The organism is Neobacillus phoenicis (genome assembly GCF_047302305.1).
Lineage (GTDB): Bacteria > Bacillota > Bacilli > Bacillales > Cytobacillaceae > Neobacillus.
The window spans coordinates 1,529,741-1,550,869 of the sequence record NZ_CP154847.1; the positions used below are offsets into that span (position 1 = coordinate 1,529,741).

At 40.1% G+C, this 21,129-nt stretch carries 20 protein-coding genes and 2 riboswitches; of the genes, 19 read left to right on the forward strand and 1 reads right to left on the reverse strand.

Annotation, left to right across the window (positions count from 1 at the left end; translation table 11 throughout):
* Positions 1-7 precede the first annotated feature (7 nt).
* From AA0X95_RS07820 to yunB, 18 genes are all read left to right on the forward strand, one after another.
* Complete coding sequence (locus AA0X95_RS07820) at positions 8-787, forward strand: fumarylacetoacetate hydrolase family protein (RefSeq protein WP_413307492.1); 780 nt, start codon at positions 8-10, stop codon at positions 785-787.
* Between the two features lie 75 nt (positions 788-862).
* Positions 863-1,639, forward strand: coding sequence for an IclR family transcriptional regulator (locus AA0X95_RS07825; protein WP_413307495.1), 777 nt, complete (start codon positions 863-865; stop codon positions 1,637-1,639).
* A 410-nt stretch (positions 1,640-2,049) separates the two neighbouring features.
* Positions 2,050-3,744, forward strand: coding sequence for an L-lactate permease (locus tag AA0X95_RS07830; protein ID WP_413307497.1), 1,695 nt, complete (start codon positions 2,050-2,052; stop codon positions 3,742-3,744).
* A gap of 184 nt (positions 3,745-3,928) precedes the next feature.
* Positions 3,929-4,282, forward strand: a complete 354-nt coding sequence (locus AA0X95_RS07835) for a hypothetical protein (protein ID WP_413307500.1) — start codon at positions 3,929-3,931, stop codon at positions 4,280-4,282.
* A 76-nt stretch (positions 4,283-4,358) separates the two neighbouring features.
* A riboswitch (SAM riboswitch) is annotated at positions 4,359-4,461 on the forward strand.
* A 60-nt stretch (positions 4,462-4,521) separates the two neighbouring features.
* Positions 4,522-5,838: an O-acetylhomoserine aminocarboxypropyltransferase/cysteine synthase family protein gene (locus tag AA0X95_RS07840; protein ID WP_413307503.1), complete on the forward strand. Its 1,317-nt coding sequence runs from the start codon at positions 4,522-4,524 to the stop codon at positions 5,836-5,838.
* A gap of 136 nt (positions 5,839-5,974) precedes the next feature.
* Positions 5,975-6,082: riboswitch (SAM riboswitch) on the forward strand.
* Between the two features lie 162 nt (positions 6,083-6,244).
* On the forward strand, positions 6,245-7,270 hold the full coding sequence (locus AA0X95_RS07845; protein WP_413307506.1) for a methionine ABC transporter ATP-binding protein: 1,026 nt from the start codon (positions 6,245-6,247) through the stop codon (positions 7,268-7,270).
* The gene (locus tag AA0X95_RS07850; protein WP_413307508.1) at positions 7,263-7,937 is read left to right on the forward strand and encodes a methionine ABC transporter permease; all 675 of its coding nucleotides are present in this window, start codon (positions 7,263-7,265) and stop codon (positions 7,935-7,937) included. The genes AA0X95_RS07845 and AA0X95_RS07850 overlap by 8 nt, the downstream gene beginning before the upstream one ends.
* 20 nt (positions 7,938-7,957) lie before the next feature.
* On the forward strand, positions 7,958-8,797 hold the full coding sequence (locus AA0X95_RS07855) for a MetQ/NlpA family ABC transporter substrate-binding protein (RefSeq protein WP_413307511.1): 840 nt from the start codon (positions 7,958-7,960) through the stop codon (positions 8,795-8,797).
* A 405-nt stretch (positions 8,798-9,202) separates the two neighbouring features.
* On the forward strand, positions 9,203-9,988 hold the full coding sequence (gene sufC, locus AA0X95_RS07860) for a Fe-S cluster assembly ATPase SufC (RefSeq protein WP_413307514.1): 786 nt from the start codon (positions 9,203-9,205) through the stop codon (positions 9,986-9,988).
* Between the two features lie 21 nt (positions 9,989-10,009).
* Positions 10,010-11,320 carry a Fe-S cluster assembly protein SufD gene (sufD, locus tag AA0X95_RS07865; RefSeq protein ID WP_413307517.1) on the forward strand — a complete coding sequence of 437 codons (1,311 nt, stop codon included), beginning with the start codon at positions 10,010-10,012 and terminating at the stop codon, positions 11,318-11,320.
* On the forward strand, positions 11,320-12,549 hold the full coding sequence (locus AA0X95_RS07870) for a cysteine desulfurase (RefSeq protein ID WP_413307520.1): 1,230 nt from the start codon (positions 11,320-11,322) through the stop codon (positions 12,547-12,549). Before sufD ends, AA0X95_RS07870 begins: the two co-directional genes overlap by 1 nt.
* Positions 12,539-12,976 carry a Fe-S cluster assembly sulfur transfer protein SufU gene (sufU, locus tag AA0X95_RS07875; RefSeq protein WP_413307523.1) on the forward strand — a complete coding sequence of 146 codons (438 nt, stop codon included), beginning with the start codon at positions 12,539-12,541 and terminating at the stop codon, positions 12,974-12,976. Before AA0X95_RS07870 ends, sufU begins: the two co-directional genes overlap by 11 nt.
* 54 nt (positions 12,977-13,030) lie before the next feature.
* Positions 13,031-14,428 (forward strand): Fe-S cluster assembly protein SufB, encoded by a 1,398-nt coding sequence (gene sufB / locus AA0X95_RS07880; RefSeq protein WP_413307526.1) that lies wholly within the window; start codon positions 13,031-13,033, stop codon positions 14,426-14,428.
* Between the two features lie 81 nt (positions 14,429-14,509).
* Positions 14,510-15,355 carry a DUF72 domain-containing protein gene (locus AA0X95_RS07885; RefSeq protein ID WP_413307529.1) on the forward strand — a complete coding sequence of 282 codons (846 nt, stop codon included), beginning with the start codon at positions 14,510-14,512 and terminating at the stop codon, positions 15,353-15,355.
* A 24-nt stretch (positions 15,356-15,379) separates the two neighbouring features.
* On the forward strand, positions 15,380-16,201 hold the full coding sequence (locus AA0X95_RS07890; protein ID WP_413307531.1) for a sulfite exporter TauE/SafE family protein: 822 nt from the start codon (positions 15,380-15,382) through the stop codon (positions 16,199-16,201).
* 9 nt (positions 16,202-16,210) lie between these two features.
* Complete coding sequence (locus AA0X95_RS07895; RefSeq protein WP_413307534.1) at positions 16,211-17,563, forward strand: bifunctional metallophosphatase/5'-nucleotidase; 1,353 nt, start codon at positions 16,211-16,213, stop codon at positions 17,561-17,563.
* Between the two features lie 72 nt (positions 17,564-17,635).
* Positions 17,636-17,938, forward strand: a complete 303-nt coding sequence (locus AA0X95_RS07900) for a YunC family protein (RefSeq protein ID WP_413307537.1) — start codon at positions 17,636-17,638, stop codon at positions 17,936-17,938.
* 85 nt (positions 17,939-18,023) lie between these two features.
* Positions 18,024-18,824 carry a sporulation protein YunB gene (gene yunB / locus AA0X95_RS07905; protein ID WP_413307540.1) on the forward strand — a complete coding sequence of 267 codons (801 nt, stop codon included), beginning with the start codon at positions 18,024-18,026 and terminating at the stop codon, positions 18,822-18,824.
* A gap of 24 nt (positions 18,825-18,848) precedes the next feature.
* Here the strand turns inward: yunB and AA0X95_RS07910 are convergent, their stop codons facing one another.
* Complete coding sequence (locus AA0X95_RS07910) at positions 18,849-19,841, reverse strand: M23 family metallopeptidase (protein WP_413307543.1); 993 nt, start codon at positions 19,839-19,841, stop codon at positions 18,849-18,851.
* A 369-nt stretch (positions 19,842-20,210) separates the two neighbouring features.
* On the opposite strand from AA0X95_RS07910, the gene lipA reads away from it, so the two are divergent.
* Positions 20,211-21,128, forward strand: coding sequence for a lipoyl synthase (gene lipA, locus AA0X95_RS07915; protein WP_413307545.1), 918 nt, complete (start codon positions 20,211-20,213; stop codon positions 21,126-21,128).
* Position 21,129: the final 1 nt, after the last annotated feature.

Consider the following 21,129-nt stretch of genomic DNA (forward strand, 5'->3'; position numbering starts at 1 on the left):
TTTTATAATGAAATTTACAAGATTTGCTCAAGGTTCGTCGATCTATACAGGTGTGATTACAGAGAACGAAATCAGAGAAATTGAGGGAGATATTTTTGCAGATTGGGAGTACACAGGCAAGATATTCTCCACTGCTGACGTGACATTACTTGCTCCTTTACAGCCAAATCAAATCATTGGAATTGGAGCAAATTACGTATCCAAGCTTGAAGACCTTCCTTCTGAGCTTCCGGAAATTCCAGTTTTCTTCTTTAAACCAACCTCATCTGTTATTGGACCTGAAGAAGAAATAATCATTCCAGAAGGTATCGAGAAGGTTAAGTTTGAATCTGAATTAGCGATTGTCATTGGAAAAGAGGCCAAAAATGTACCTGAATCTGAAGTGCTTGATTACGTGTTTGGATACACAGTTGGAAACGACGTAACGGCGCCTCAATTTTTTCATCAGGACGGACATTGGACAATCGGTAAATCCTTTGACACATTCACTCCCCTTGGTCCTGTTATTGAAACAGAACTGGATCCATTTGCAGTGAAGGTTGAAGCTAAACTGAATGGAATTGAAAAGCAAAATAGTGAAACCGAACTAATGATTATTCCAATCAGAAGAATGGTTTCTTATCTTACGAATGTGATGACTCTGAAGCCAGGAGATGTAATCCTGACAGGCAGTCCGGTTGGAGCAGAGTTTGTTGGTGCTGGAGATGTGATCGAATGCGAAATTAAAGGGATTGGAACTTTACGCAATACATTTGTAATTGCAAAAGAGCATGCAAACACTTATTAATACCCTGCAATGCCCGGTAAAAATATATGCTATAATGTAAGCTATTATGGGTCAGCAATTTAGAGGTGAACAATTGTGGAAAGAGAGAATATGGTTAAATCTGTAAGCCGGGCATTGGACATTATTACTCTTGTTAGTTTAAAAAAGGGTGGCTTGGGTGTTACAGAGATTGCGAAACAAATAGATATTAATAAAAGCTCTGTTTACCGAATTCTTTCAACACTTGTCCAGTATGGATATGTAGAGCAGGATGAGGATACAGGCAGATATAAGCTTGGTTACAAATTTTTAGAAATCAGTTCAAAGCTGCTAGAATCCATTGATCTAAGGGCAGAGGCAAAGCCTTTTCTACAACAGTTGGAAAATGAAACCAATGAAGTTATCCATCTTGTTGTTTATGATCAGGGAGAAGTGGTTTATATAGAAAAGTTAGAAGGAAATGAAACGTTACGGATGCATTCTAAAGTAGGCAAACGGGCTCCCATGCATTGTACCTCCGTTGGAAAAGCGATCCTTGCCTTTCTTCCTACTAGTATAGTACTGGATATTCTTGAACGTAAAGGAATGGCATTGCACACAGAGAAAACGATCACTAATAAAGACGATTTTATACGGGAATTGGCGGATGTGAAGCGAAATGGCTATGCTTTAGATCTAGAAGAAAACGAATATGGAATCACTTGCATTGCCGTTCCTATCTTTGACCATTTAGGCAAAGTCATTGCAGCAGCCAGTATCTCAGGACCGACGATGAGAATGACAGATGAACGAATGAAACTTCTTCAGTCACGAATGCTGCACATTGGTAAACAAATCTCAGCAAGACTTGGTTTTGAAAGCAGGATCAGTTAAGAGGAAAAACATTTGTCCAGTATAGATATATTGGGCAAATGTTTTTTAATTTTTATACTCATAATTTTCGGAAAATTATTGAAATTCAGACCGAAGTTTGTATAATTAAGTGTAGATAAAGCGGTGTTATACAACAAAAATAGTTATTGTTCTATAACAATGTTTGGTCCTCTGCAACAATTTCAAACGCTGTTCCTTAATAGGAAACGAAGAGGAGGGAGGGTTTCAGATTAAAAATTTATAAGAGGTTACCATGATTTATTAAGTAACCATTTTTATTACTTACATATTTTTCAGTCATCATAGTGCCTATTTATCTGTTCTATCAGAAACATTCAATCAATGTTTCTGTAAGAGGGAACATCGACTGTTCCTTGGAAACATAATATTTCTATTATGGGGGATTAACTATGACATTCACACAAAATTTTACAGCGGTTCAGGACAATTTGGCCTTGTCCGCTCTGGTAGCACTTATACCAATTTTATATTTTTTCTGGGCCCTAGCAGTTAAACGTATGAAGGGCTATTTGGCTGGATTAACGACCTTGCTAATTGCTTTAGTACTAGCAGTCGTTGCATTTAAGATGCCAGCTCAAATGGCAGTCATGTCTGCAACACAGGGTGCTGTTTATGGGATATTACCAATAGGCTGGATCATTATTACGTCTGTTTTCCTTTACAAATTAACCGTAAAGACAGGTCAATTCGATATAATACGTAATTCTGTTGTTTCACTCACAGAGGACAGACGTCTTCAAGCACTTTTGGTAGCGTTCTCATTCGGAGCCTTCCTTGAGGGGGCAGCGGGTTTTGGCGCTCCGGTTGCTATTTCTGCAGCGCTACTTGTTGGTCTTGGATTTAATCCACTTTACGCTGCTGGACTTTGTTTAATTGCCAATACTGCGCCTGTTGCATTTGGTGCAATCGGTACTCCCATCATTGCGGTTGAAGGACCTACAGGAGTTTCAGCAATAGAAATTTCCAAAATGGTTGGCCGTCAATTACCATTTTTATCATTATTTATACCGTTTTATTTAGTTGTAATCATGGCTGGGTTTAAGAAAGCATTGGAAATCATGCCTGCGATTTTAATTACGGGTATTTCTTTCGCAGTGACTCAATTCTTAAGCTCTAATTTCCTTGGCCCAGAACTTCCGGATATTTTATCAGCACTGGTTTCATTATTTGCTTTAGCGATCTTCTTGAAGTTTTGGAAACCGAAAACTATTTTCCGATTTTCAGACGAACAAGAAATGGCTGCTGCCCTTACCGCAAAAGCACCTAAATATCAGCAGGTAAAATATACAGGAGGCCAAATCTTTAAAGCATGGTCACCATTTCTTGTATTAACATCTTTTATTACAATTTGGGGAATTCCAACAATCAAGCTTGCATTGTCAGGACATTATGAAGGATCAAACGTTATTCTGAAAGCGGTTAACTCTTTAGGTCACGCGTTAACATTGTTACCTGAAGTACCCTTATTAAATAATAAAGTTATTAACTCTGCCGGAGCTCCAGTTCCTGCCATCTATAAACTTGAAATCTTAGGCGCAGCTGGTACATCGGTTCTACTTGCAGCTGCAGTATCGAAGTTTATCATTAAAATTTCATGGAAGGAATGGGTAGCAACCTTCGGGGAAACGCTTAATGAATTAAAATACCCTATCATTACAATCGGTTCAGTGGTCGGATTTGCTTACGTTACAAACGCATCAGGGATGAGTACGACCCTGGGAATGGCTCTAGCAAAAACGGATGTACTATTTTCCTTTTTCTCTCCAATCCTCGGTTGGTTGGGGGTGTTTATCACTGGTTCTGATACTTCATCAAACTTATTGTTTGGGAACATGCAAAAGATTACTGCGCAGTCCCTTGGTATGGACCCGATTTTAGCAATTGCTGCAAACTCTTCAGGGGGGGTAACAGGAAAAATGATTTCCCCACAATCTATTGCTGTAGCGTGTGCAGCAGTGGGTCTTGCTGGAAAAGAAGCAGACTTGTTCCGCTTCACATTTAAGCATAGTATTGTGTTGGTTGTCCTAATCGGAATTTTGACATTCCTGCAAAATAGTAGTCTGTTGAATTGGATGGTACCCTAAAAAATTCAGTAGATTAAGACCACCTTTATTTTCGGGTGGTCTTTTTTTTAGTGGCGCATAAATCCGACATATTTCTCAGGAAATTTTGCCTATCAGTCCACATATTGTCGAGTAATTATAAAAGGGTTTCCTGTCTAGTTTGCGGAATAGTTAAGGTATACACGTTTAGACCGGAGTGGTATTAATGATCGAAGCTATCCAAAAATTCCTCGTAAAAATGCAACAGCAGGAACATGTCTATCCTTTAATTCATCAAGCAGAGGTACAGGTAAATCTCCGTTGCGAGCATCAAGTAGTGCAATTAGTGATAAAAAACGGTGCTGTTTTTATTCTCCAAAATCCATCGGCGCAACAAAGCATCTACGAGATTAGTGGCAATGAAGCCGCAATGAAACAATTAATTGAAGGAACAACTAGATTACGGTTGCTAGAACAAAAACGGGAGATAAAAGTAGATACTTCGTTACGAATCGCATTATTACTTGAGTCCCTTTTTTTTCTCACAAAAGCACAGGAAGATCTTGCAAAAATTATATAAAAATCATTGACTTCAAAAGGGACATCCTGTAATGTATTATTTAAATATTCTATCAATTAAAACAATCACATAAACATTCTTATCAAGAGTGGCGGAGGGACTGGCCCTTTGAAGCCCGGCAACCGGTTTATACACGGTGCTAAATCCAGCAGAGCATAAAAAGCTCTGAAAGATAAGAAGAGAGCCCCCTCTTCTTATGAAGCGGGGGTTTTTGTTTATTTAAGGGAGGAGCTAGGATAATGGGAGAAAATCAAAAGAAGTATCGATTTGAAACATTAAGTGTTCATGGAGGTTTGGCTCCAGATCCAGTAACAGGTGCTCGTGCAGTTCCTATCTATCAAAACAATGCCTACCAATTTAAAAGTACTGAACATGCAGCAAACCTATTTAGTTTAGCAGAACCAGGGTACATATACACCCGTATTCATAATCCTACTACAACCGTATTTGAAGAAAGAGTAGCCTTGTTAGAAGGCGGTGTGGGAGCACTGGCCGTTGCAAGCGGTATGGCAGCAATTACCCTCGCTATTCTTAATGTGGCTGAGGCAGGAGATGAGATTGTTGCTGCTTCCAACCTCTATGGTGGAACGTATAATTTATTCGCAGTGACCCTTCCGAAATACGGAATTAACGTCAAATTTGTTGATGCTGAAAATCCGGAGAATTTCAGAGCTGCAATAACTCCAAAAACAAAGGCAGTTTTCGCAGAGACAATTGGAAACCCAAGCTTACGTGTGCTGGACATTGAAAAAGTGGCAGATATTGCACACGAGGCAGGCGTCCCATTAATTATCGACAACACCTTTGCAACTCCATACTTATGCAGACCGATAGAGTACGGGGCAGACATTGTTATTCACTCTGCAACAAAGTGGCTTTTAGGTAATGGGACAACAACGGGCGGCGTTATTGTCGATGGTGGGAAGTTTGACTGGAATTCTTCTCGATTCCCTGGCTTTACAACTCCAGATGCAAGCTACCATGATCTTGTCTATGCAGAAGCATTAGGCGCTGTAGCGTATATTGTAAAGGCACGTGTACAATTATTGCGAGACCTCGGTCCGGCACTGAGCCCACAAAATTCATTCCAATTTACACTAGGCCTTGAAACCTTGCATGTTCGGATGAAAGAGCATGTAGCCAATACGAACACAATCGTAGACTACTTATTAAACCACCCAGCAGTAGAATGGGTATCCTATCCAGGGCATCCATCACATCCAGACCATGAATTAGCGAAAAAATATTTATCTAAGGGCGCAGGCTCCATGGTTGTGTTTGGAATTAAGGGTGGGAAGGAAGCAGGAGCAAAGCTCATTGATTCACTATCCTTATGGGCGCACGTTGCCAATGTTGGCGATTCAAAAAGTCTAATCATTCACCCAGCCAGTACCACTCATCAGCAATTAGATGCAGAGGGTTTGAAGGCGGCAGGTGTGTCGGAGGACTTAATCCGTCTTTCTATTGGGATTGAAAATGTCGAAGACTTAATTGATGATCTCGAATCTGCGATTGAGACAGCAACGGGACTGGCATCTATCAAAGCAAATGCCTAAAATTTACCTAATGTGATAAGTAAGAATTAATAGATTTTTTTATTGACACCCTTTTTTATCCGTGATACGATAGCTTTCGTACTAAAATAACTACTGAAATTGACTAACGTCTTAATTGAATATAGAATGCTGTAAGCTCTTATCAAGAGAGGTGGAGGGATGTGCCCGATGAAGCCCGGCAACCGTCAATGTTACATTGAAATGGTGCCAATTCACACAAAGCGTTTGCTTTGGGAGATGGGAGAAAGGTCTATTTTACTAATGCCTTTCTGCCCGTGCAGAAAGGCTTTTTATTTTTCTAAAATAGAATCTTTTCAAGGAAACAGTCAAATTCTATAGGTAAATGACAGGATATAGTAGATTCTTTCTGAATTTTAGGTAAATAGGATAGAAGCGGGTGATTCAAATGATTTCAATAAAAAACGTCCGTAAGATTTTTCCTTCCAAACAAGGCCAGCTAAAAGCGGTCGATGACGTGAATTTAGAAATTCAAGAGGGGGAAATTTTCGGGGTCATAGGATATAGTGGTGCCGGAAAAAGTACGTTAATTCGAATGCTTAATGGGTTGGAGCTACCAACCGATGGATCAGTCACAGTAGCTGGTCGTGTCATTTCAAAGATTAAGGGCAGTGAGCTTCGTAAAGCACGTCAAGAGATTAGTATGATCTTTCAACATTTCAACTTACTTTGGTCAAGAACAGTAAGTGAAAATATTGCTTTTCCACTGGAAATTGCAGGTGTAAAGGGACCTGAAAGACAGAAAAGAGTTAATGAGCTCATCAAACTCGTCGGACTTGAAGGACGTGAAAACGCCTATCCTTCACAACTGAGTGGGGGACAAAAACAGCGGGTAGGGATTGCGAGAGCCCTTGCTAATAATCCAAAGGTTTTACTTTGTGACGAAGCAACTTCAGCACTGGACCCTCAGACAACAGATTCCATTTTGGATTTGTTAGTCGATATCAATAAGCGGCTAGGTCTGACCATTGTGTTGATTACACATGAAATGCATGTTATTCGAAAAATTTGTCACCGGGTAGCTGTAATGGAAAGCGGCCGTGTAGTGGAGCTTGGTTCCGTGTTAGAGGTGTTCCGTAATCCGCAGCAGCAAATTACGAAACGATTTGTTCAACAGGTGACAGAGCCAGAAGAAACAAAAGAAACGGCGGAACATTTGCTGGCAAGGTATCATTCCGGTCAGATCGTTCAATTGACTTTCATTGGCGAGTCAGCTGAGCAGCCGCTCATCTCTAATTTAATCAGACACCATGATGTTACAGTAAATATACTGCAGGGGAAAATTTCGCAAACGCAAAGTGGTTCATATGGAACTCTCTTTATTCATCTTGATGGTGACGAAAAAGAAGTAAACAAAGCCATAGACTTTATTCGTTCTCAGCAGGTTGGTTTGGAGGTGGTTACAAATGAATAATAGTGGAAAATATTTTGAAAATGTCGATTGGATCATGATGTGGGACGCCACGAAAGACACCGTTTATATGACAGCTATTTCGGTTCTCGTTACCTTTATCTTGGGGACATTCTTGGGCTTACTTCTTTTCCTAACAACGAAAGGGAATCTGTGGGAAAATAAGCCGATTAATACGATCATTAGTGGAATCGTTAATATTTTTCGTTCCATTCCGTTCATTATTTTAATTGTCTTATTAATTCCGTTCACCACCTTCCTATTAGGAACGATGATTGGGGAAGATGCGGCCTTGCCGGCACTAATCATTGGCGCTGCTCCCTTTTATGCTAGGATGGTGGAGATTGGCCTGCGTGAGATAAATAAAGGGGTTATTGAAGCAGCTAAATCAATGGGAGCAACAACAAGCACGATTATTTGGAAGGTGTTACTACCAGAATCCATGCCTGCTCTCATTTCCGGTATTACCGTTACAGCTATTGCTCTTGTGGGTTACACAGCGATGGCAGGAGCGATCGGTGCAGGAGGGTTAGGTAACCTTGCCTATAACTATGGTTTCCAACGGAACCAAAATGACGTAACTTTTGTTGCTACAGTCATTATTTTAATTATCGTGTTCATCATTCAGTTAATTGGTGATTTCATCACTTCAAAATTAGATAAAAGATAAAAATAAAAGGAGAGTTCAACATGAAAAAATGGTTATCCGTTTTATTAGCTTTAACATTAGCCCTAGCTCTTGCAGCTTGTGGTAAATCAGAAGAAAAATCAGAAGGTACTTCAGAAAAGGGCGGCACTACTAAATTAGTAGTTGGAGCTTCAACTGTGCCACACGCAGAAATTTTAGAACAAGCTAAACCATTATTAAAAGAAAAAGGAATCGACCTTGAAATTACAACTTTTACTGACTATGTGTTACCAAACAAAGCCTTAGCTTCAAAAGAATTAGATGCAAACTATTTCCAGCACATCCCTTACTTAGAATCTCAAAACAAAGAATTTAACTACGGATTTGTTAACGCTGGCGGCATTCACATCGAGCCAATCGGTGTTTATTCAAAGAAATACAAGAAGCTTAGTGACCTTCCAAAGGGTGCTCACTTAATCATGAGTAACTCTGTAGCTGACCATGGCCGTCTACTTTCTTTACTAGAAGCACAAGGCTTAATCAAGCTAAAAGAAGGCATTGATAAAACAAAAGCAGAATTAAAAGACGTTGTAGAAAATCCAAAGGATCTAAAATTTGATGCAAACTATGAAGCAAAGCTTTTACCACAAATCTTCAATAATGGCGAAGGTGATGCAGTATTAATTAACTCTAACTATGCAATTGATGCTGGATTAAACCCAGTGAAGGATTCTATCGCAATTGAAGACAAGGAATCACCGTATGTAAATGTTATTGCCGTTCGTAAAGGCGACGAAAATAAAGAGGCAATCAAAGCTCTTGTAGAAGTACTTCATTCAAAAGAAATCCAAGACTTCATCCTTGAGAAATATAAAGGTGCTGTTGTTCCGGTTTCTGAATAAAAATGATTCCCTTTTTAATAAGAAGGAAATAGTAAAAGTCAGTGAGCTATTCACTGGCTTTTGCTATTTCTGAAGTCATACATGAAACGTTTGGATTGGGTAAAAATAGAAGAGATATTACACCCAAATACACTTGGCAAAAGTTGAAAAAATAAGGTATGATTTTAATCGAGTGTATTTTTACATAAATGGGTCCGAGGATTTTTTTATCAGAAAATTCTTTAAAAATCACTTCTCATTCTCATTTAGCAATTACTTAATGAAAATACAGGTCTTGTTTGTACTGTTTAGGAGTTGCTAATACATTTCATTTGTTATAAGATTGTAATGAGAATAAAATGAGAATAGAGTTATAGACCAAACTCGGTCTACAAGATACAACACTTTCTTTTCGGAGGTATAGATATGGCTGGATCAACTTTAACGATCAAAGATTTACATGTAGAAATTGATGGGAAAGAAATTTTAAAAGGTGTTAACCTTGAAGTAAAAGGTGGAGAAATCCATGCAATCATGGGTCCTAACGGAACTGGTAAATCCACTTTATCATCAGCAATCATGGGTCACCCTAAATATGAAGTAACTAGCGGTAACATTACTTTAGATGGACAAAATGTTCTTGAAATGGAAGTAGATGAGCGCGCTCGTGCAGGTCTATTCCTAGCAATGCAATATCCAAGTGAAATCAACGGCGTAACAAATGCCGATTTTTTACGTTCAGCATTAAATAGCCGACTTGGTGAAGGTAACGAAATTTCTTTAATGAAATTCATTCGTAAAATGGATAAACAAATGGAATTCCTTGAAATGGACCTTGATATGGCGCAACGCTACTTAAATGAAGGTTTCTCTGGTGGAGAGAAAAAGCGTAATGAAATTTTACAATTAATGATGTTAGAACCAAAGATTGCAATCCTAGATGAAATTGACTCAGGTCTAGATATTGACGCATTAAAAGTTGTTTCAAAAGGAATCAATGAAATGCGTGGCGAAGAATTCGGATGCTTAGTTATTACTCACTATCAACGTCTTTTAGACTATATCACTCCTGACTATGTGCACGTTATGATGCAAGGCCGCATCGTGAAATCAGGCGGACCAGAGCTTGCACAACGCTTAGAAGCAGAAGGGTATGACTGGATCAAGCAAGAGCTTGGAATTGAAGATGAAACAGTTGGGCAAGAAGCGTAAGAGAGTGTTAGGAGGATTACAATGACAACAGAAACAAAATTACCATTTGATAAGGGTTTTGTAAGCTCCTTTTCGAAAGAAATGAACGAGCCTGCTTGGTTTGAAGAGTTCCGTCTCAAAGCATTAGAGAGTTTTGAACAACTGCCAATGCCAAGACCTGATAAAACAAAAATAGATAAATGGAATTTCACTCAATTCAATCAACATACTGTTAAAAGTGCTGCTTATTCTTCTCTTGATGAACTACCGGAGGAAGTAAAAGCTTTAGTTGATTTGGAAGCAGCTGATAAGAATCTATATATTCAACGTAATCAGACCCCTGCCTTCTTATCTTTATCAGAAGATCTAAAAAGTAAGGGTGTTATCTTTACAGACATTTTCACAGCAGCTAGAGAGCATGGAGAACTTTTGAAAAAGTACTATATGACACAAGCGATTAATGCTGACGAACATCGTCTTACTGCCCTTCATACGGCACTTGTAAACGGTGGGGTATTCTTATATGTTCCGAAGAATGTAGTCATCTCTGAACCAATTCAAGCGGTTTATGTGCATGATCAATCGGAGGCTAATCTTTTTAACCATGTCATCGTGGTTGCAGAAGATAGCAGCTCTGTCACATATGTTGAAAACTACATTTCAACGATTGAAGCTTCTAATTCTGTGGTAAACATTCTTTCCGAGGTTATTGCAAATAACAATGCAAAGGTTGTATACGGTGCAGTAGATTATCTTGCAAAAGGAACAACTACCTATGTAAACCGTCGCGGTGTAGCTGGAAGAGATGCACGTATTGAGTGGGCATTAGGGTTAATGAACGAAGGAAACACCATTTCTGAAAACACAACTAACCTAATTGGTGACGGTTCCTATGGTGATACAAAAACAGTTGTCGTTGGACGTGGAGAGCAAACACAAAACTTTACGACAAAGGTTGTTCACTTTGGGAAGAACAGCGAAGGGTACATCTTAAAGCATGGTGTTATGAAGGATAGTGCGACTTCCATCTTTAACGGTATTGGAAAAATTGAGCATGGTGCTTCTAAATCAAATGCCGAGCAAGAATCCCGCGTATTAATGCTTAGTGAAAAAGCACGTGGAGATGCCAACCCAATTCTTTTAATTGATGAAGATGATGTAACTGCAGGTCACGCAGCATCTGTCGGCCGAGTGGATAAAGTTCAGCTTTACTACTTAATGAGCCGTGGTATTCCAAAACAAGAAGCAGAGCGCCTTATCATTCATGGCTTCCTTGCGCCAGTTGTTAACCAGCTTCCAATAGAAGGAGTAAAGAAACAGCTGACTGAAGTGATCGAAAGGAAAGTACGCTAATGAATATCCAAGATATTCGTAAACAGTTTCCGATCCTAAATCAAGAGGTGAACGGCAAGCCGTTGGTGTATCTCGATAGCTCAGCTACATCACAGAAGCCGCTTCAAGTGATCGAGGCAGTTGATAAATACTATCGTGAAATCAATTCCAATGTCCATCGTGGTGTGCATACATTAGGAACAAGAGCTACAGATGCATACGAAGGGGCAAGAGAAAAGGTTCGCAAATTTATTAACGCTAAATCGATTCAGGAAGTTATTTTTACAAGAGGAACAACGACTTCTATTAATACGGTGGCTGCAAGCTATGCAGCCGCTAATCTTAAAGAAGGCGATGAAATTGTAATTACTTATATGGAGCACCACAGCAATATTATCCCATGGCAGCAAGTGGCCAGACGGACTGGTGCCCAGTTAAAATATATTCCGCTCCAAGAAGACGGAACGATTTCACTTGATGATGTGCGTGCTACTGTTACAGTTAATACAAAGGTTGTATCGGTGATGCAAGTATCCAATGTACTTGGCGTTATTAATCCGGTGAAAGAAATTGCTCAAATTGCCCATGAAAATGGGGCCATCATGGTAGTAGATGGTGCTCAGAGTGCACCTCATATGAAAATTGATGTACAGGATTTAGATTGCGATTTCCTTGCATTCTCTGGCCACAAAATGTGCGCTCCTACCGGTATCGGTGTTCTTTATGGAAAGAAACATTTACTAGAAAACATGGAGCCGATTGAATTTGGCGGTGAGATGATTGATTTCGTGCAATTGCAGGAATCAACGTGGAAAGAGCTTCCGTGGAAATTCGAAGGCGGAACACCTATAATTGCAGGTGCGATTGGTCTAGGTGCTGCAATCGACTTTTTAACTGAAGTAGGCTTAGAAAATATTGCTGAACACGAACATAAGCTTGCTGCTTATGCAATAGATAAAATGTCAGCAGTTGAAGGTATGACGATTTATGGACCGCTTGATGCAGCAAAGCGCGCAGGACTTATAACATTTAATTTAAACGATGTTCATCCACACGATGTAGCAACCGTGTTAGATGCTGAAGGAATTGCTGTCCGTGCCGGACATCATTGTGCCCAGCCGTTGATGAGATGGCTTAAGGCGTCAGCAACTGCTCGTGCTAGCTTCTATTTATATAATACTGAAGAGGATATTGATAAACTCGTTGAAGGGCTTGTCAAAACAAAGGAGTATTTCAGCGATGTCTTCTAATTTAGATGCACTATACCGTCAAGTAATTATGGATCATTATAAAAATCCTCGTAACCGTGGTGTGTTGGAGGATGGCAGCCATACGATTAATATGAATAACCCAACTTGTGGTGACCGCATTCAATTGAGCCTTAAGGTGGAAAATGGGATTGTGGTTGACGCGAAGCAAGAAGGGGAAGGCTGCTCCATTTCCATGTCATCTGCTTCGATGATGACTCAGGCCATTAAAGGGAAAAAGATTGAAGAGGCTTTAAAGATGTCAAAAATCTTCTCTGACATGATGCTGGGGAAAGAGTATGATGAAGACCTTGATTTAGGTGATATTGAGGCCCTTCAAGGGGTTGCCAAGTTTCCAGCCCGCATTAAATGTGCCACGTTAGCGTGGAAGGCAATGGAAAAAGGATTGAACGAAGAAGAACAAAAATAAACGAAACAGGGCAGTTATTTGGCCCTTTTCGTTTAAGAAATGGAGGATACGATAATGGCTAAAAAAATGCCAGAAATCGGTGATTATAAATATGGTTTTGCCGATAAAGACGTTTCCATATTCCGATCTAAGCGTGGTTTGACACGTGAAATAGTTGAAGAGATTTCTAAGCTGAAGAGTGAACCACAATGGATGCTCGACTTCCGTTTAAAATCACTTGAGCATTTCTATAATATGCCAATGCCACAATGGGGCGGAGACTTAGGTTCGTTAAACTTTGATGAGATTACGTACTACGTAAAACCATCTGAGAAATCCGAGAAATCATGGGACGAAGTACCTGAGGAAATTAAAGCGACCTTTGATAAGCTTGGAATTCCAGAAGCTGAGCAAAAGTACTTAGCTGGTGTTTCCGCACAATACGAGTCAGAGGTTGTTTACCATAATATGAAGGAAGACCTTGAAGAACTAGGAATCGTATTTAAGGATACAGATTCTGCGCTTAAAGAAAATGAAGACATTTTCCGTGAGCATTGGGCTAAGGTAATTCCGCCAACTGATAATAAATTTGCTGCATTGAATTCAGCTGTTTGGTCTGGTGGTTCTTTCATCTATGTACCGCCAGGTGTTAAAGTGGATACTCCATTACAGGCGTACTTCCGTATTAACTCTGAAAACATGGGGCAATTTGAACGTACGTTAATCATCGTTGATGAAGGCGCACATGTTCACTATGTTGAGGGCTGTACAGCTCCTGTTTACACAACGAACTCACTACACAGTGCGGTTGTTGAAATTATCATTAAGAAAGATGCTTATTGCCGTTACACAACCATCCAAAACTGGGCTAATAACGTATTTAACCTAGTAACAAAGCGTGCTGTATGTGAAGCAAATGCAACAATGGAATGGATTGATGGAAATATCGGTTCTAAGTTAACAATGAAATACCCAGCCGTTATCTTAAAAGGTGAAGGTGCTCGTGGTATGACTTTATCGATTGCGATTGCTGGTAAAGGTCAGCACCAGGATGCTGGAGCAAAAATGATTCACTTAGCTCCAAATACATCCTCAACGATCGTATCTAAATCCATTTCTAAGCACGGCGGTAAAGTAACCTATCGTGGAGTAGTTCACTTCGGACGCAAAGCGGAAGGTGCTCGTGCAAACATTGAGTGTGATACATTGATTATGGATAATCAATCTACATCAGATACGATTCCATATAATGAAATCCTTAATGACAACATTTCGCTTGAGCACGAAGCGAAAGTTTCTAAAGTATCAGAAGAGCAGCTTTTCTACTTGATGAGCCGTGGTATTTCTCAACAGGAAGCTACTGAAATGATTGTTATGGGCTTCATCGAGCCATTTACAAAGGAATTACCAATGGAATATGCCGTTGAAATGAACCGTTTGATCAAGTTCGAAATGGAAGGCTCCATCGGTTAATATTTTTAAAAAAGAAACCCGCCCGCTGGCTATAGCTGGCGGGTTTTTGTATGCTATTATTAATAACTGGGGGTGAATGAATTGATTTATATAGGTGTAACGGGCTGGGGAGACCATGACAGCTTATATCCAAGTGGAGCTTCCTCAAGGGACAAATTAAAGCACTATGCGGGTCATTTTCCGATCGTAGAGGTAGACTCTGCATTTTATGCGATTCAACCAAAACGGAATGCAGAAAAGTGGGTGCAAGAAACGCCGGAAAGTTTTCAGTTTATCGTAAAAGCCTACCAAGGTATGACAGGGCATATGCGAGGGGAGATTCCCTTTGAAGGCAAGCAAGCAATGTTTCTGGCGTTTAAAGACTCCTTACTACCATATATAGAAAAAAATAAACTCGCTATGGTCCTGTTTCAATTCCCCCCATGGTTCAGCTGCAAACGAGAAAATGTTGAATACTTGAGATGGTGTAAACATGAAATGGCTGACATCCCTTGTGCATTAGAGTTCAGGCATCAATCCTGGTTTGCGCCACCTTATAAACAAAAAACGCTTGATTTTATGAAACAGGGGAACTGGATTCATAGTATTTGTGACGAACCCCAGTCTGGAGAAGGTTCCATTCCCACCGTGTTATCAGCTGTAGACAATCAAAAGGTTCTTGTGAGATTCCATGGCCGCAATGTTCATGGCTGGCAAAAAAGGAATGCAGAAAATTGGCGTGAGGTGCGTTACCTGTATCGATACAACCAAAAAGAATTAGAGGAATGGCGAGAGTCGATAGAAAAGCTGTCGGAAGAGACTGAACATGTCTATCTTTTGTTCAATAACAATTCTGGCGGCGATGCAGCAGATAACGCGAAGGATATGATGAAACTATTAGACATAGACTACGAAGGACTCGCCCCAAGGCAGCTAGATTTATTTTAACAAAAGACATTAGAAGGTGAAGTTATGGAATGGATTATTTTAGTATTAGTAGGGATCCTTGCAAGCTCCTTAGGATCACTGATTGGAATGGGAGGAGGAATTATTGTTGTTCCGGCTTTGCTTTACTTAGCCACCCTGCCACAATATACACATCTAACACCACAGGTTGTTGTCGGAACCTCTCTTTTTACAATGATTTTTACAGGTCTCTCATCTACACTTGCTTACATGAAAATAAAGACCGTGGATTATAAGAGTGGATTTATTTTTCTTATTGGAAGTGGTCCAGGGAGCATTCTAGGTGCTTGGGTTACTGAAAAACTCGACTTGCATTCATTTAATCTTTATTTCGGATTATTTATTATTTTTGTTTCTTTTATTTTGATGATAAAGGATAAGTTGAAACCTCTCCCTTTTCAGAAAGATAAGGGGGTTGTCCGTCAATTTACCGATAATATTGGGAGAAACTTTGAATATGGTTTTAGTCCCATTGTAGCTATTCTCATTTCCTTTGTAGTTGGGTTTTTGTCAGGGGTTTTTGGGATTGGCGGCGGGTCATTGATGGTACCAACGATGATTATTTTGTTTTTCTTTCCACCGCATGTAGCTGTAGCCACGTCTATGTTCATGATTTTACCAACAGCGATCTTAAGTTCGATCACTCATATCTCTTTAGGCAATGTAAATTGGCTGTATGCATTGGCACTAGTACCTGGTGCATGGATGGGAGCAAAAGTAGGAGTATTATTAAATACAAAGCTAAAAAGCAAAACGATTGTCTGGATCATCAGAATAATCCTTATTGTTGTGGGTATTCGATTAATCTATCAAGGAATGATAGGGTAAAGGTGTAAAATGGAGACGATACATATTTTTCATACCAATGATTTACACAGCCACCTCGAGCATTGGCCGCGCATTCAACATTTCTTGAAGCTGCAGAGAGAGCAACTCACGAAAAAGGGAGAAGAAGTCTTCATATTTGATATAGGCGACTTTCTAGATCGATGGCACCCCTATACAGAAGCAACTAGAGGCAAGGGGAATATCAATCTCTTAAATGAATGTCAATATACGGCTGTCACGATTGGTAATAATGAAGGGATTAATCTCCCATTCGAGGATTTAGATCATCTATATGATGAGGCTAAGTTTGACGTCATATTGGCCAATCTTTATGTAAATCAAGACTATCCTTCTTGGGCAAAGCCCTATGAGATTTACAGGACAAGTAGGGGGACAAAGATTGGGGTCTTAGGATTAACCGCCCCATTTATCCATCTCTACGAACTGCTTGGCTGGAGAATGACAGACCCAATTGAAGAACTGAGTAACTGGATACAGCCATTAAAAGAAGAAGCGGACATCATCATCCTACTTTCCCACCTTGGCTTACATGAGGATGAACGAATTGCGGAACAATTTCCGGATATTGATGTGATCCTAGGTGCCCACACTCATCATGTCCTTGAGAAAGGAAAGGTAATTAATCAAGTACTTCTTGGGGCAGCCGGGAAGCATGGGAATTTCGTTGGTCATGTTACTCTTCACTTGAAGGAGAAAAAGGAACTCTCCCAAAAAGAAGCAACCCTATATGATTTTAACGAGTTGCCGGTTGTCTTGAATGAAGAGGAGAAAATTGCATCCTTTTTAAATAAAGGGCAGGGCATGTTAAGCGAAAAAGTCACGTTCATTACCGAGCCCTTACAAAGTGACCCCTTCCGTGAAACCAACTTCATACGAATGCTTTGTGAGGCGTTAAGGGAATGGTGTGGGACAGATTGTGCCTTTGTGAATGCAGGGCTCCTTCTGGGTCCTTTATCGGGTGAAGTCACTGAATACGATCTGCTCTCTATTTGTCCTCATCCCATAAATCCGTGTGTTGTTACATTAACGGGGAAAGAGTTAACGTCTATTTTAAAACAAACAAAGGATGAAGCCTTGCACCATAAACAAATAAAGGGTTTAGGCTTCAGAGGAACTGTGCTAGGGACCTTCGTCTATGATCAAATTACCACTAAAGGAGAAACAATCTTTGTTGCAGGTAAGGAATTGGAGCTCGAGCAGACATACACTCTAGCACTTCCTGATATGTTTACCTTTGGTCATTTTTTCAAAGACATTCTTCCGAAAAAAGAAAAGAAGTATTTCTTGCCTGAGTTTTTACGGGATATATTAAAATGGAAGCTTTCGGGTTCCCATTTATAATTAAAACACTAAGGATACACGCTTTTTCCAAACTCATCATAAAGTGATAGTGAGGAAAGGAGTGTTGGGAAATTGATTGATCTTTCGCCAATTGAAATAGACGGCCATACCTTCCTGGCTGTTTCCGTATTACTTCCAAAAACAACTTTGCTTGCTGTGACAAGCGATAAAGGATATATTATGTGCGGTGCTTTAGATGTGGGATTATTAAACGATAAATTAAGGGACCGCAAAATCATTGCCGGCCGCGCTGTCGGAGTGAGAACTATTGATCAGCTTCTGAATGCTCCACTGGAATCTGTCACAGTAGAAGCAGAAGAATTAGGTATTCATCAAGGGATGATCGGTAAAGATGCCTTATTGAAGATGGTTTAAAAAGCTTGCTGAAAACGGCAGGCTTTTTTTATTGGGCTAGTTCACCTTTTCTTTGCATACATATAGCATGAAGGGGTGATTGTTCTTGAGAAAATTACGCCGGCGTCTGCCTAAACGTGGACCGCTGCCTTTCCGATATGTCATGCTATTGACCTTTGTTTTTTTTCTCTTTTCCACTGCGACGGGCTTATGGCTTGTTAATAAGGGGATTGAGCCCACCTTAATGCGATATGCTGAATCAGAAACGAGGAATATTGCGTCTCTTGTCATCAACAGGGCAATTACAAAACGAACCACAAATGTGGGAGACAATAATGAAGTCATAAAAATCGTACCAGGCAGCAATGGAAAAGGGCAAAATGCGCAGTTGAATACGGATTTAATCAATCGGGTATTAGCAGAAACAACCGCACAAATTCAAAAAAATTTAAAAACAGCCAAAAGAGGCGAAATTGCCTTATTAGAGACAGATGTAGAAATTGAAACGGAAAATACGGAAAAAGAAGATGGAATTGTTTGGTACGTACCATTGGGGCAATCCACAAATATTTCGTTGTTAGGGAATATTGGACCAAAGATACCAGTTAAGTTCCATGCTATTGGAGAAGTGGAACCGGATGTCCATATCCAAACAAAAGAAATGGGAATCAATAATACTTGGGTCGAGGTTTCTGTGGATATAGTGGTTTCCGTTCAAATTATTACTCCTTTTGCGACGAAAATTACTAAGTTAAAGCAAAGCATACCTGTTGGAGGATCTTTAGTAGAAGGAGAAGTACCTCAATTCTATAATGGAGGCGGAGGAAGCATCACGCCATCTATTCAAGTACCAGCAAACAATACCGACACGAAAACTAAATCCGAAATGAAAAAATCAGGAAAGTAGCAAGAGGCTGACCAGCGTCAGCCTCTATTTTTTTCTTATACTCATCCGCTCTAGACGTTTCCATTTAGCTAAATGTGGATAAGGGTCAAACGACCATTCGGTTATTCCATTGTCTTTATACATACCATAATGTAAGTGTGGAGGGAATTTTCCTGAGGTTCCTGGAGGGCCGTATCCTGAGCTTCCAACACCACCAATGACCATTCCCGGCTCTACAATTTGCCCCACTTTTAAATCCTTTGCAAACCCGCTTAGATGGGCAAAGTAATGATAGGTATTATTAATATCCCTAATACCGATTCTCCAGCCACCAAACTTATTCCAGCCCTTCATTTCAATAATGCCATAGTTGGTAGCTCGTACAGGAACGCCATAGCCTGCAAAAATATCCGTACCTTCGTGAATTCTTCTCCCGCCCCAACCTCTTGCATCTCCCCAGGTACTTCTATAGCTATGATTGCTACGAATAGGCACAGGGAATACTTGAGTATCTAAATTGAGCCGTCCGAAGTGGCGATATATTTTTGCTTTATCAGCAATAATTCCGACCGTTTTATCACGATGGTAGTAATTCCAAAGTCCAATTTTTATATTATCTGGATCGACACCGTAAGAAAGAAGATAATGGGCAAATGCATACAAGACATCCTCATCGCTTTTAACGCTTGCTTTTCCATCCCCATCTCCATCCACACCCATACCATTGAAAAACTGGATGGCAGCAGGAGTTTCTTCCTCTGAGTTCGGATTGGTTAGGCCTGCCCACTCCTCAGGACGAAAGTAAATTCCGATTACACTATCTGGTTTAGGCAAGTCTTTGCGGACCTGTCGGATGCTTCTTTCGTATTGATCAATGGCTGCTAAATAATACCAAGGAATTTGTGTGACCGTTTCAACTTTTTTATATAATTTCATTCTTTCCTTATATGGATCGGGTTCCTCCGCATGAGCATCCCTTACTGCAAAAGAAGAGGTGAAGAATAAAAGGAAAGTTCCAATAATCAGAACAGCCCGCAACAGGAATCCTCCTTCCCAATTAATGTACAAGTTTAGTTTATGGATAATGAGGCATTTCATTATCGCTAATAATTGGTAATATAATGGCTGTGTTGAACTTGGATGTTGATTTCCGCTCCAGGCGAGAGCGGTTCGCGGGCGTGCCGGGGAGCCTCCTCGTCGCTTGCGGTCCTGCGGGGTCTCCCCTGTCCCGTACTCCCGCAGGAGTCTTCGCGCCTTCCACTCCAATCAACATCGTATATAAAAACAACATTAACCTTTAATTCAGCCAATAAAAATCTACTTGCTTGTCGTTCCTTTTCTAGTATGGTAAAGTGACAAAGAAGAACTCACTCACCATACATACTAATGGATTCAAGGGGTGTCAAAATGAGTAAAAAAGAAGAGATTCTACGAAAGCCTGACTGGCTAAAAATAAAGTTAAATACCAATGAGTCATACACAGGGTTAAAGAAAATGATGCGTGAAAAAAATCTGCATACCGTTTGTGAAGAAGCCCGCTGCCCTAATATTCACGAATGCTGGGCAGTAAGACGTACAGCAACTTTTATGATTCTAGGTGATACATGTACACGTGCCTGCCGTTTCTGTGCGGTTAAAACGGGTTTACCAACTGAATTAGATTTACAAGAACCTGAAAGAGTGGCAGACTCCGTTCAACTAATGAACTTAAAGCATGTGGTAGTTACAGCCGTTGCACGTGATGATTTAAAAGACGGTGGGGCCGCTGTTTTTGCTGAAACGGTTCGTGCCATTCGTCGTAAAAATCCGTTTACCAGTATTGAAGTGCTTCCTTCTGATATGGGGGGAAAAGAAGAAAATCTACAGCTATTAATGGATGCAAAACCGGATATCCTTAATCATAATATTGAAACGGTTAGACGCTTAACACCAAGAGTGAGAGCTCGTGCTAAATATGATCGCTCACTTGAGTTCCTCCGTCGTGCAAAAGAAATGCAGCCAAGCATTCCAACTAAATCAAGTTTAATGATTGGGATTGGAGAAACAAAAGAAGAAATTTTGGAAGTAATGGATGATTTAAGAGCGAATCATGTAGATATTATGACGATAGGTCAGTACTTACAGCCGACAAAAAGTCATCTAAAGGTTGAGAAATATTATAGCCCTGATGAATTTAAAGAATTACAACAGATAGCCATCAGCAAAGGCTTTAGCCACTGTGAAGCAGGTCCGCTTGTCCGTTCATCTTACCATGCTGATGAACAAGTGAACGCAGCAGCGAAACATAAGCAATTACTTGGTGAAAAAGAAGTGAAAGAAGCATAAA